This is a genomic window from Streptomyces sp. NPDC002868 (assembly GCF_055563295.1).
Window position 1 is genome coordinate 31407 of sequence record NZ_JBVHDR010000002.1, and the last position, 12562, is coordinate 43968.

The 12562-nt window shown below is 68.7% G+C and carries 11 protein-coding genes; 7 read left to right on the forward strand and 4 right to left on the reverse strand.

Features of this window, described 5'->3' with window-relative positions; all coding sequences use genetic code 11:
• The first annotated feature begins 60 nt into the window (after positions 1–60).
• The 4 genes from ACZ3H8_RS06005 to ACZ3H8_RS06020 all read left to right on the forward strand — a co-directional run bounded on the left by ACZ3H8_RS06005 (position 61) and on the right by ACZ3H8_RS06020 (position 3918).
• On the forward strand, positions 61–1428 hold the full coding sequence (locus ACZ3H8_RS06005) for an extracellular solute-binding protein (RefSeq protein ID WP_467398068.1): 1368 nt from the start codon (positions 61–63) through the stop codon (positions 1426–1428).
• A complete protein-coding gene (locus ACZ3H8_RS06010) occupies positions 1425–2291 on the forward strand; it encodes a carbohydrate ABC transporter permease (RefSeq protein WP_467398070.1) in 867 nt (288 codons plus the stop codon). Before ACZ3H8_RS06005 ends, ACZ3H8_RS06010 begins: the two co-directional genes overlap by 4 nt.
• Positions 2291–3115, forward strand: coding sequence for a carbohydrate ABC transporter permease (locus ACZ3H8_RS06015; RefSeq protein ID WP_467398073.1), 825 nt, complete (start codon positions 2291–2293; stop codon positions 3113–3115). The genes ACZ3H8_RS06010 and ACZ3H8_RS06015 overlap by 1 nt, the downstream gene beginning before the upstream one ends.
• A 119-nt stretch (positions 3116–3234) precedes the next feature.
• Positions 3235–3918: a helix-turn-helix domain-containing protein gene (locus ACZ3H8_RS06020; RefSeq protein WP_467398075.1), complete on the forward strand. Its 684-nt coding sequence runs from the start codon at positions 3235–3237 to the stop codon at positions 3916–3918.
• Here the strand turns inward: ACZ3H8_RS06020 and ACZ3H8_RS06025 are convergent.
• Both ACZ3H8_RS06025 and ACZ3H8_RS06030 read right to left on the reverse strand, forming a co-directional pair.
• The gene (locus tag ACZ3H8_RS06025; protein ID WP_467398078.1) at positions 3915–4283 is read right to left on the reverse strand and encodes an RICIN domain-containing protein; all 369 of its coding nucleotides are present in this window, start codon (positions 4281–4283) and stop codon (positions 3915–3917) included. The genes ACZ3H8_RS06020 and ACZ3H8_RS06025 overlap by 4 nt on opposite strands.
• A 22-nt stretch (positions 4284–4305) precedes the next feature.
• On the reverse strand, positions 4306–5331 hold the full coding sequence (locus ACZ3H8_RS06030; RefSeq protein ID WP_398984409.1) for an ATP-dependent 6-phosphofructokinase: 1026 nt from the start codon (positions 5329–5331) through the stop codon (positions 4306–4308).
• 311 nt (positions 5332–5642) lie between these two features.
• On the opposite strand from ACZ3H8_RS06030, the gene pta reads away from it, so the two are divergent.
• The 3 genes from pta to pyk all read left to right on the forward strand — a co-directional run bounded on the left by pta (position 5643) and on the right by pyk (position 10541).
• Complete coding sequence (pta, locus tag ACZ3H8_RS06035) at positions 5643–7763, forward strand: phosphate acetyltransferase (RefSeq protein WP_467398082.1); 2121 nt, start codon at positions 5643–5645, stop codon at positions 7761–7763.
• Positions 7760–9010, forward strand: coding sequence for an acetate kinase (locus ACZ3H8_RS06040; protein ID WP_467398084.1), 1251 nt, complete (start codon positions 7760–7762; stop codon positions 9008–9010). Before pta ends, ACZ3H8_RS06040 begins: the two co-directional genes overlap by 4 nt.
• Positions 9011–9110: 100 nt before the next feature.
• Positions 9111–10541 carry a pyruvate kinase gene (pyk, locus tag ACZ3H8_RS06045; protein WP_467398086.1) on the forward strand — a complete coding sequence of 477 codons (1431 nt, stop codon included), beginning with the start codon at positions 9111–9113 and terminating at the stop codon, positions 10539–10541.
• Positions 10542–10622: 81 nt separating this feature from the next.
• Here pyk and ACZ3H8_RS06050 read toward each other — a convergent pair whose 3' ends face one another.
• Positions 10623–11927, reverse strand: a complete 1305-nt coding sequence (locus ACZ3H8_RS06050; RefSeq protein WP_467398089.1) for a hypothetical protein — start codon at positions 11925–11927, stop codon at positions 10623–10625.
• Complete coding sequence (locus ACZ3H8_RS06055; RefSeq protein WP_467398091.1) at positions 11917–12474, reverse strand: DUF6114 domain-containing protein; 558 nt, start codon at positions 12472–12474, stop codon at positions 11917–11919. The genes ACZ3H8_RS06050 and ACZ3H8_RS06055 overlap by 11 nt, the downstream gene beginning before the upstream one ends.
• Positions 12475–12562: the final 88 nt, after the last annotated feature.

Below are 12562 nucleotides of genomic sequence, written 5' to 3' on the forward strand. Positions count from 1 at the left end.
ACCGGGCAGCCCCCGTGCCCGCAGCCCTCCGGCTCGGACGCCCCCGGCTCAGAGGAGGTCGTGCCCGTGCGCCCCACCGCCCCACTGATCCTCGTCACCACCGTCACCGCACTAGCCGCGGCAACGCTCACGGCCTGCGGCGGCGACGCCGGAGGCGACCCCGACACCGTCAAGGTCGCCTACAACCGGTCCACCGACAACAAGATCCGGTTCAAGGACGCCCATCTCGAGGCCGCCAAGAAGCAGTTCGAGAAGGAACACCCGGGCAAGAAGATCAAGCTCATACCGATCCAGGCCCCGGACAACGACTACGCCACCAAGGCGCAGCAGATGATGCGCTCCCCCAAGACCGCCCCGGATCTGGTCTACGAGGACACCTTCCGCATCAACTCCGACATCAAGGCCGGGTACTTGAAGCCGCTGGACGGCTATCTCCCCAAGTGGGACCAGTGGAGCCAGTTCGTCGACACGGCGAAGGCGGCGGCCAAGGCGGAGGACGGCAAGACGTACGGCATCCCCGACGGCACCGACACCCGCGGCCTCTGGTTCAACAAGGCGATCTTCGCGAAGGCGGGCCTGCCCGCCGACTGGCAGCCCAAGAACTGGGCGGAGATCCTCACCGCGGCCCGTACCGTCAAACAGAAGGTCCCCGGCGTCATCCCGCTCAACGTCTACACCGGCAAGGGCCCCGGCGAGGCGGCCGTGATGCAGGGCTTCGAGATGCTGCTGTACGGCACCGGCAAGGACCCCCTCTACGACGCCTCCGCCAAGAAGTGGGTCACGGGCGGCAAGGGCTTCAAGGACTCGCTCGACTTCGTACGGACGGTGTACGCGGAGAAGCTCGGCCCGGACGTCTCGGACGCCCTCGACCCCAACGTCGGCACACGCGTCGCCACCGAGTGGCTCCCCGAGGGCAAGCTGGCGATCTCCCTGGACGGCTCCTGGATGGGCCAGAACTGGATCAACAAGGGCCCCAAGGAGTGGCCGGACTGGAGCAAGGAGCTCGCCCAGACCCCGATGCCGACGCAGACCGGGCAGGCGCCCGGCAAGGTGTCCATGTCCGGCGGCTGGGCCTGGTCGATCCCGCAGAAAGCCAAGAACCCCGATCTCGCCTTCGACTTCATCAAAACGCTGCAGACGGCGGAGAACGCGACGCAGTGGTGCGTGGTCGCCGCGCAGATCGCCGTACGCAACGATGTGGCGGCCGACCCGAAGTATCTGAAGTCCATGCCGGGCATCGACTTCTTCACCGGCCTTGTGCAGTACACCCACTACCGGCCCGCGCTGCCCGTCTATCCGCAGGTCTCGACGGCCATCGGCGAGGCGATGGAGAAGGTGACGACGGGTGACGCATCGGCGGCGGACGCGGCGAAGGCGTACGACGACCAGCTGAAGACGATCGTCGACGGCGCGGTCCTCACCAAGTGAGCGCCACCGGAACGGGATGGTGGCGGTGGGTACCGCTCGCCCCCGCCACCATCCTTCTGCTTCTCTTTCTGGCAGGACCGATCGGCTACTGCGTCTGGATCGCGTTCACCGACACGCAGCTGACGGGCGCGTCCGGCTCCGACTTCGTCGGCCTGGACAATTTCCGCCGGGCCTTCGCCGACGACGATTTCCGTAACGCCGTCTGGCTCACGCTCGTCTTCACCTTCGTCTCGGCAGTAGTCGGCCAGAACACGCTGGGCCTGGCGCTGGCCGGTCTGATGCGGGCCGCGTCCCGTCCCGTACGGACCCTCACCGGCACCCTCGTCATCACGGCCTGGGTGCTGCCGGAGATCGTCGCGGCGTTCCTGCTGTACACCTTCTTCCGCCGCGAGGGAACGCTGAACGCCCTGCTGGACTGGCTCCATCTGCCCTCCCAGAACTGGCTGTTCACACTGCCGATCCTCGCGGTGTCGTTCGCCAATGTCTGGCGCGGCACTGCCTTCTCGATGCTGATCTACTCCGCCGCGCTCGCCGAGATCCCGCGCGACATCACGGAGGCGGCGGAGGTCGACGGGGCGAGCGGCCCGCGCCGGGTCTGGCACATCACGCTGCCGATGATCCGCCGCTCGATCGGCACCAATCTGATGCTGAACACGCTCTCGACGCTGTCGGTCTTCGGCCTGATCTGGGCGATGACGCGCGGCGGCCCGGGCAATCGCAGCCAGACACTGCCGGTGTTCATGTACGACCAGGCGTTCCTGAAGAGCCTGATCGGCTACGGCACGGCGGTGGCGCTGCTGCTTCTGCTGGTGGGCTCGCTGTTCTCGATCGTCTATCTGCGCCTGATGAAGGTGGAGGTGTGATGCGCCGGACCACCCAGGCCCGGCTCGCCGCCAACGCCGCCCTGCTGCTGACCGCCGCGGCTTTCGCGATTCCGCTGGTGTGGCTGCTGCTGGCCTCGGTGGACACGGAGGCGGATCTGCGGGTGCGGGCGCCCTCGTCGTTCACCGCCGACAATTTCGACGCGGTGCTCACCGACGAGATCACCTTCACGCCGATGCTCAACAGCCTGCTGCTGTGCGGCGGCGCGACCCTGCTGACGGTGGTGTGCGCGGCGCTCGCCGCGTATCCGCTCTCGCGCCATCACTCGCGCTGGGGCCGTCCGTATCTGCTGACGATCCTGTTCACGACGTGTCTGCCGATCACCGCGGTCATGGTCCCGGTCTACGGACTGTTCGTGCAGGTCAATCTGATCGACACGATGTACGGCACGGGCCTGTTCCTCGCCACGTCCCAACTGCCGTTCTCCATCTGGCTGATGAAGAATTTCATGGACGGCGTACCGGTGGTCCTGGAGGAGGCGGCCTGGACGGACGGCGCGTCGAATCTGCAGACGCTGACCAGGGTCGTCCTGCCGCTGATGGGCCCGGGGCTGACCGTGGTGACGATCTACACCTTCATCCAGCTCTGGGGGAACTTCTTCGTACCGTTCATGCTGATCCTCTCCCCCGAGCAGTTGCCGGCGTCCGTCTCGATCTTCAGCTTCTTCGGCAACTACGGCTCGGTGATCTACGGGCAGCTCGCGGCGTTCTCGATCCTGTACTCGGCGCCGGTGCTGGTGCTGTACATGTTGATCGCCCGGAGGCTGGGCGGCGGGTTCGCGCTGGGCGGCGCCGTCAAGGGGTGAGTGCCGGCATGCACCGTCACGTGACGTTACCAAGCGGTAACGATCAGCTCGGACGTTCCTACGATAAGTCGCTCTGGGGGAACGCACCGTAGTCGCCGCCCCCTCCGGCCCCCTAGCGTGTGTGCGTGCACCACACCCCCTCCCCACCCTTCAACGCCCCCGCCGCACGCCGACTGCGCGAGGCCCTCGGAATGGCGCCCGGCCATGTCGCGTACGGCCTCCGTGCCCAGTACGGACTCCACATCACCCCCGACACGGTGGTCGCCTGGGAACGCGGACTCGACGCCCCCGGTTCGCACGAACTGACCGCGCTCGCCGGGGTGTTGTGGTGTTCGCCCACCGATCTGCTCACCGCCGCGACCACCCTGCGCGAGCACCGGATGGCACGCGGCCTCGCCCCCGACGACCTGGCGCGGCGGGTGGGCGTGGACGCCACCTCGTATGTGCGGATGGAGGAGTCGGGGCGCTGGCGCGGCAATGAGCGGCAGACCACCGCGCTCGCCGAGGTGCTGGACCTGGGCCCCCGCGAGCTGCTGACCGCGACCGGCCGGGACGAGGACCTCGCCGACCTGCTGCGGGACGCGGTGAAGGCGCGCTGGCAGGCGTACGTCCGTCCGGTCGGGAAGATGCTGCCGATGGACCGCGGCCACCTCGAGGACGTACTGCAGGAGCTGCACGCCGACTACCAGTCCCGGATGGTGGCCACCCTCAACTGGGGCACCGCGTCGCAGGACACCAGGGAGCCGGGCCGGGAGTTCCTGGACCGGATAGTGGAGCACTTCTGGGAACTGGCCCGCGGCTAAATCCCGTTGGGATCCCGGTCGAACGCGAACAACTGGCCCTTCGCGTCCTTGGTGCAGGCCAGTTGTCGTAGCTCGGCGCCGGGCTTCGTCGTGGCCTGAGGCACCCCGGCGCACAGGTCGCTGTGCAGGGGCCGCAGCCGGTAGCCGCGCACCGGCTGCCCCACCGGCTCCAGCAGGAAGGCCTCGGCGGGGCCGCGCTTGCCGCACTCCTGAGCCACCACGAGTTCCTCGCGCGGCACCGTGCTGCGGCTGAGCATATTGGCGACGGTCGAGCGCGGCAGTACGTCGCCGACCGCGTCCGCCCGCGCGGTCAACTCCCGGTAGGTCAGGCCGGACCGGGGGTCGCGATCAAGGCCACTGGGCAACCGAAGCCGAAGCCCGCAGGGTTCAGAAGACCGACTCCGCTTCGTACACCCGGTCCTCGGGCACGGTCTTCAGCTGGGCGACCGCCGCCGCCAGCGGCACCATGACAACGTCCGTCCCGCGCAGCGCGGTCATCATGCCGAACTCGCCGCGGTGCGCCGCCTCAACCGCGTGCCAGCCGAAGCGCGTCGCCAGCACCCGGTCGTACGCGGTCGGCGTGCCACCGCGCTGCACATGACCGAGAATCACGGGCCGCGCCTCCTTGCCGAGCCGCAGCTCCAGCTCCGCGGCGAGGCGGTTGCCGATCCCCTCGAAGCGCTCGTGCCCGAACTGGTCGATCTCGCCCTTCGCGTAATCCATCGAGCCCTCGGCCGGATGCGCACCCTCCGCGACGCACACCACAGCGAACTTCTTACCGCGCGAGAATCGCTCCTCGACCATCTTGACCAGGTCCTCGACCTGGAAACGCCGCTCGGGCAGACAGATGCCGTGCGCGCCGCCCGCCATGCCGGACTCCAGCGCGATCCAGCCCGCGTGCCGGCCCATGACCTCGACGACCATCACGCGCTGGTGCGACTCGGCCGTGGTCTTGAGGCGGTCGATGGCCTCGGTGGCGACAGTGACGGCGGTGTCGAAGCCGAAGGTGCGGTCGGTGGCGGAGATGTCGTTGTCGATGGTCTTCGGTACGCCGACGACGGGCATCCCCGCTTCGGCGAGCATCCGGGACGCGGTGAGCGTGCCCTCGCCGCCGATCGGGATGAGCGCGTCGATGCCGTACTGCTTCGCCAACTCCGCGGAATTCTCTGCGGCTTCGCGCAGCCGGCCGCGCTCGAGGCGCGCGGAGCCCAGGATCGTACCGCCGCGGGCGAGTATGCCGCTGACGGCGTTGAGGTCGAGCGGGCGGTAGTGGCCGTCGAGCAGCCCCTTGAACCCGTCCTCGAAACCTATGACTTCATCGCCGTGTCCGGTCAGGGCACGGTGCACGACCGACCGGATCACTGCGTTCAGGCCCGGGCAGTCGCCGCCTGCCGTGAGAACTCCGATGCGCATCGTGCTGTGTCTCCTGCTCGTCATTGGTACAGGTGAGCCCAGGTTCGATTGTTCCACGGACCCCGGGGAACCCGCGCTTTCAGCTACTCCGCCGTACTGCGCCAGGCCCTTGCTCGCGAGCCTTTGGACCCGACTCCGTCCGTGCCCGATCCGGGCCTTAATCCCGGCCTGAATCCCGGCCTGAATCCCGGCCTGATCCGGGCCCCGTCCGGCGGGCGCTCTATCCACCCGCAGAGGTATTGTCAAGAGGGCAATGCCGCCCCAAGCGGCTTTTTTGTATGCACAAACATGGACATGACGGGAGAGCATGCGTGACGCGCAGCGTGTACGTGACCGGGATCGACCGCGGAGACGGCCGACAGGTCGTCGAGCTGGGAGTCATGGAGCTCCTGACCCGCCAGGTGGACCGGGTGGGTGTCTTCCGCCCGCTGGTCCACGACGGCCCCGACCGGTTGTTCGAGCTGCTGCGTGCCCGCTACCGGCTGTCGCAGGACCCCGCGTCCGTCCACGGCCTGGACTACCACGAGGCCGCCGCGCTGCAGGCCGAGAAGGGCACCGACGAGCTGGTCTCCCGGCTCGTCGAGCGCTTCCACCAGGTGGCGCGGGACTACGAGGTCGTGCTCGTCCTCGGCACCGACTACCACGGCACCCAGCTCCCCGACGAGCTCGCGCTCAATGCCCGGCTGGCCAATGAATTCGGCGCCTCGGTCATCCCGGTGGTCGGCGGCAAGGGCCAGACCGCCGAGTCGGTACGGGCCGAGACCCGTAACGCCTATCGCGCGTACGAGGTCCTGGGCTGCAACGTCCTCGCCATGGTCGTCAACCGGGTCGCCCCCGAGGAGCGCGAGAGCATAGCCGAGCGGCTGGTGGCCCGCCTCCCGGTGCCCTGCTACGCGCTGCCCGACGATCCGGCGCTCGCGGCCCCCACGGTCGCCCAGATCACCCATGCGCTGGGCGGCACGGTGCTCCTCGGCGACGACGCGGGCCTGTCCCGTGACGCGCTGGACTTCGTCTTCGGCGGGGCGATGCTGCCCAACGTCCTGAACGCCCTGACCCCCGGCTGCATGGTGGTCACCCCCGGCGACCGCGCCGACCTGGTGGTGGGCGCGCTGGCCGCGCACTCCGCGGGCACCCCGCCCATCGCGGGCGTACTGCTGACGCTGAACGAGCGGCCGAGCGAGCAGGTCCTGACGCTGGCTTCCCGGCTCGCGCCCGGCACCCCGGTGGTCCTCGTCTCCGGCACCAGCTTCCCCACCGCGGCCGAACTCTTCGCGCTGGAAGGCAAGTTGAACGCCTCGACGCCGCGCAAGGCGGAGACCGCGCTGGGCCTGTTCGAGCGGCATGTCGACACCGGCGATCTGCTGGCCCGTATCTCGGTGGCCCGCAGCGGCCGGGTCACCCCGATGATGTTCGAGCACGATCTGCTGGAGCAGGCCCGCGCCGACCGCCGTCGTGTCGTGCTGCCCGAGGGCACCGAGGAGCGGGTGCTGCGCGCCGCCGACGTACTTCTGCGCCGCGACGTCTGCGAGCTGACCCTGCTCGGCGACACGGAGGTCATCCGCAAGAAGGCCGCGGACCTGGGCATCGACCTGAGCGCCGGCGCCACCCAGCTGATCGACCCGCAGACCTCCGAGCTGCGCCAGGTCTTCGCCGAGCGTTACGCACAGCTGCGCGCCCACAAGGGCGTGACGGTGGAGCTGGCGTACGACGTGGTGGCGGATGTGAACTACTTCGGCACCCTGATGGTCCAGGAGGGCCTGGCCGACGGCATGGTGTCGGGCTCGGTGCACTCGACGGCCGCGACGATCCGCCCCGCCTTCGAGATCATCAAGACGAAGCCTGGGGGCACCTCCCAGGGCGAAGCCTCTGGGGGAGCCTCGATCGTCTCGTCGGTCTTCTTCATGTGCCTGGCCGACAAGGTGCTGGTGTACGGCGACTGCGCGGTCAACCCGGACCCGAACGCCGAGGAGCTCGCGGACATCGCGGTCCAGTCGGCGGTGACGGCGGCCCGCTTCGGCGTGGAGCCGCGGATCGCGATGCTCTCGTACTCCACCGGCACCTCCGGCTCCGGCGCGGACGTCGACAAGGTGCGGGAGGCGACCAAGCTGGTCCGGGCGTCGCGTCCGGACCTGCGGATCGAGGGCCCGATCCAGTACGACGCGGCGGTCGAGCCGTCCGTCGCGGCGACGAAGCTGCCGGACTCCGAGGTGGCGGGCGAGGCGACGGTGCTGATCTTCCCGGACCTCAACACCGGCAACAACACCTACAAGGCCGTGCAGCGCTCGGCCGGCGCCGTGGCCGTCGGGCCGGTGCTGCAGGGTCTGCGCAAGCCGGTGAACGACCTGTCGCGCGGCGCGCTCGTCAGCGACATCGTGAACACGGTCGCGATCACCGCGATCCAGTCGCAGCCCGTGCAGACCGAATCCGTATGACCACGCCTACAGAAAGCACGACCGCCGTGACCGCGAATGCCACCCGCGTCCTCGTCCTCAACTCCGGCTCCTCGTCGGTGAAGTACCAGCTGCTCGACATGCGCGACAGTTCGCGCCTGGCGGTCGGGCTGGTCGAGCGGATCGGCGAGGAGACCTCCCGTCTTGTGCACACCCCGCTGACCGGCGGCGCCGAGAAGCGCGAGCGCACCGGCCCGATCGCCGATCACGGCGCGGCGCTCAAGGCGGTCGCCGACGAGCTGACGCACGACGGGCTGGGCCTGGACTCCCCCGAGCTGGCGGCGATCGGTCACCGGGTGGTCCACGGCGGGCTGAGGTTCACCGAGCCGACCCTGATCACCGAGGAGGTGCTCGCGGAGGTGGAGCGGCTGGTCCCGGTGGCCCCGCTGCACAACCCGGCGAACATCGCCGGCATCCGCACCGCCCGTGCGCTGCGCCCGGATCTCCCCCAGGTCGCGGTCTTCGACACGGCCTTCCATACGACGATGCCGGAGTCCGCGGCCCGCTACGCGATCGACGTAGGGACGGCGGACGCACACCGGATTCGCCGCTACGGCTTCCACGGCACGTCGCACGCGTATGTCTCGCGCCGGACCGCGGCGCTGCTGGGCAAGGACCCGTCCGAGGTGAACGTCATCGTCCTGCACCTGGGCAACGGCGCATCCGCATCGGCGGTGGCGGGCGGCCGGTGCGTGGAGACCTCGATGGGACTGACGCCGCTGGAGGGCCTGGTGATGGGTACCCGCTCCGGTGACATTGACCCGGCGGTTACGTTCCACCTCAAGCGGGTCGCGGGAATGTCGGCGGATGAGATCGACGAACTGCTCAACAAGAAGAGCGGTCTGATGGGTCTGTGCGGCGACAACGACATGCGGGAGATCCGCCGCAGGATCGATGAGGGGGACGAGCGCGCACGGCTCGCCTTCGACATCTATATCCACCGGCTGAAGAAGTACATCGGCGCGTATTACGCGGTACTCGGCCGGGTGGACGCGATCGCGTTCACGGCCGGGGTCGGTGAGAACGCGGCGCCGGTGCGCGAGGCAGCCGTCGCGGGCCTGGAGGAGCTGGGGCTCGCGGTGGACGCGGACCTGAATGCCGTACGCAGCGACGAGCCGCGGCTGATCTCGCCCAACTCCGCACGGGTCGCGGTGGCCGTTGTCCCGACGGACGAGGAATTGGAGATCGCGCAGCAGACCTTCGCTCTGGTCGCTCCGGAGGGCGTCTGAGAACGGCCCCGGTGGCCCTCGCCTGAGCGGCTGCCCGCCCATTTGTACTTTCCACCAGACGGAATATTCCGCAACGAAACAAACCGATAGGATCCGCCTTATGCGCCGTTCCAAAATCGTCTGCACACTGGGCCCCGCCGTCGACTCCTACGAGCAGCTGAAAGCGCTCATCGAGGCCGGCATGAACGTGGCCCGTTTCAACATGAGCCATGGCACCCACGCTGAGCACGAGGAGCGGTATCACCGCGTGCGCAAGGCGTCGGAAGACACCGGCCGCGCGGTCGGCGTGCTCGCCGACCTCCAGGGCCCCAAGATCCGTCTGGAAACCTTCGCCGAGGGGCCGGTCGAACTGGTCCGCGGCGACGAATTCACCATCACCACCGAGGACGTCGCCGGCAACAAGTCGATCTGCGGCACGACCTACAAGGGCCTGCCCGGCGATGTGTCCAAGGGCGACCAGATCCTGATCAACGACGGCAATGTCGAGCTGCGGGTCGTCGAGGTCGAGGGTCCGCGGGTCAAGACGATCGTCGTCGAGGGCGGTGTGATCTCCGACCACAAGGGCATCAACCTGCCCGGCGCGGCGGTCAATGTCCCGGCCCTGTCCGAGAAGGACGTCGAGGACCTGCGCTTCGCCCTGCGGATGGGCTGCGATCTGGTCGCGCTCTCCTTCGTACGGGATGCGAGCGACGTCAAGGACGTCCACAAGGTGATGGACGAGGTGGGCCGCCGGGTCCCGGTCATCGCCAAGGTGGAGAAGCCTCAGGCGGTCGAGAACATGCAGGACGTCGTGATGGCGTTCGACGGCGTGATGGTTGCGCGTGGCGACCTGGCCGTCGAGTACCCGCTCGAGAAGGTCCCGATGGTGCAGAAGCGCCTCATCGAGCTGTGCCGCCGCAACGCCAAGCCGGTGATCGTGGCGACCCAGATGATGGAGTCGATGATCACCAACTCCCGCCCGACCCGCGCCGAGGCGTCCGACGTCGCGAACGCGATCCTGGACGGCGCGGACGCGGTCATGCTCTCGGCCGAGTCCTCGGTCGGCGCATACCCGATCGAGACGGTCAAGACGATGTCGAAGATCGTCGTCGCGGCGGAGGAGGAGCTGCTCTCCAAGGGCCTCCAGCCCCTGGTCCCGGGCAAGAAGCCGCGCACCCAGGGCGGCTCGGTGGCCCGCGCGGCCTGCGAGATCGCGGACTTCCTGGACGGCAAGGCCCTGGTCGCCTTCACCAAGTCCGGCGACACGGCCCGCCGCCTGTCCCGTTACCGCGTGGCCCAGCCGATCCTGGCCTTCACGACGGACGCGGCGACCCGCAGCCAACTGGCGCTGAGCTGGGGCGTGGAGTCGTATGTGGTTCCGCACGTGAACAACACGGACGCGATGGTGGACCTGGTCGACGCGGAGCTGCTGAAGCTCCAGCGGCACAACGAGGGCGACATCATGATCATCACGGCGGGCTCGCCCCCGGGAGTCCCGGGCACGACGAACATGGTGCGGGTGCACCACCTGGGCGGGGAGCACCGCGGCTGACGTCTCGTCCGCTGCGGACGACTGTGGGCCGCACCTCAAGTCGAGGTGCGGCCCACAGCCTTGTGCGGCTCCCGGAAGGTCTTAGTTACTGCCACCGGTGAAGTGGTTGTGCAGGCCGGGAACCGTCAGCGTCCCGCCGAACTGGCCCGCCTGCGTCACCTTCACGTCGGTGAAGAAGGCGAAGGGAACATTCAGCGGCGGAGGGGTCTGCGGGCTGAAGGTGACCGGGATGAGGCCGAAGAGGTTGCCCTTCAGCTCCTCCGTGTACATCGTCACCGTGCCGTTACGGATCGTCGAGGTGGAGCCCTTGTCCGCCTCGACGTGCGCGGTCGTGCCGTTCGGGCCGACGACCAGCTGGTGGAGGTCCTTGATGTCCACGCTCGAAGCCGTGAACTTCAGCACCTTCTTGATCTTTCCGCTGCCCGTCTTCACCTCGACGATGCCCTTGTAGTCCAGGCCGTTCAGCGTGAGCTTCGAGCTCTCCAGGATCCACGGGTCGTCCGGGAGCAGCGGGAGACCCGGCTCCAGGTCCGCCGCGGCGAGCGCCTTCGGGTCCGTGGTCGGGCACGGGAAGGGCGGCTTGGCCCCGTCCGGAATGTCCACGTCCAACTTGGGGTCGAGGCTCTTGACCGCCTCGTCCAGCTCCTCGGTCGTCGCCCCGGCCTTGTCCGCCGCGTCCTTGATGGCGTCCTTGGTCTTGTCCACCGTCTCGTCCACCTCGTCCACCGTGTCGGTGGGCTCCGTGGACGGCTTGGCGGACGGCTGCGTGGACGGCTTCGCGGACGGAGTTGTCGACGGCGTCGGCTCGGTGGTCGCTGTGGCGCTCGGCGTCGGGCTGCTGGTCGGCTCCTCGTCGGGGCCGTCCAGGATGTCCTTGATCGCGTCGCCGACACCCAGCGGGTCCAGCGGGTTCCTGGTCTGCGTCTCGCTCGGTGTCGGAGACGGGCTCGCCGAGGGCGTGTTCGCGTCCGCGGGCTTGCCCGCGTCGGCCGACGGGGTCGTGCCGGGCGTCGGCTCGGCCTCGTCGTTGCCGCCCGCCGAACCGCTCGGGGTCGGGTCGGGCTCCTCCGACGGAGACTCGGAAGGCTTCTCCGACTCCGACTCCGACGGCTTCGGCGACTCGGACTCCGCCGGCTCGTCAGAGCGGGTCACACACGGACCCGGGGCGAAGGGGATTTCCTTGTCATCCGCAACTGCCAGCCTGGGGGTGAGTCCCATGCCCACGAATACGGCAGTGGGCATCGCGGCCAGAGCTATCGCCTTGCTGGCGGGTATCTGCAGCTTGGTCAGGAGCGATTTCCTTGGAGCCGCATGCCGCGGCCCGGTCTTGGCCCTGGCGGAATCACCACCATCAGCCGCGCTCCGCTGCGTTTCGTCACCCCGCACTGTTCCTCCCGCCGTTGGCGTGGGCAGTCGTTCCGGTCACGTTCGGGTCGTATCCCTCGTCAGCTCGCGGCTCGGGAAAATCCAGGTCACCCGCATAGCCGTCCGGGCCCGGGGTCCCTTCCGGCTCGGACTCCTTGACGGGCTCGGCAACCGCCGGCTTGGCGGGTGCCCAAGAGATCGACATCGCGCCACCGATCAGGGAGAGCAGGAATCCGATCAGAAACCCGCCGATGTTCGCGACCGGGATCGAGATCAGCCCGAGAACGATGGTGGCGACACCCGCGAACACCCGGACGACAGCGTGGAACCACATCGTCAGGCCGAGCGTCATCAACAGGACGCCGATGATCAGCGAGCCCGCTCCCGCCGTGGTGGCCATGGCGATCGTGAGATTGCCGAGCCGGAGGTCGGCGTACGGCAAGTAGGCGATCGGGATGCCACCGAGCAGGGTGAACAGGCCTGCCCAGAAGGGCCGGTTGCCACGCCATGCGCGGAAGCGCAGCCGCCAGTAGGTGAATCCGCGGGAACCAGTGGACTCGGCGCTCATGGAAAACAGCTCCCTGGAACGGTCTTACTCAAAGAAAGTGAGATGGGTGGATCGGGCAGGGGCCTCGCACAGACGACCCCGGCCCGTC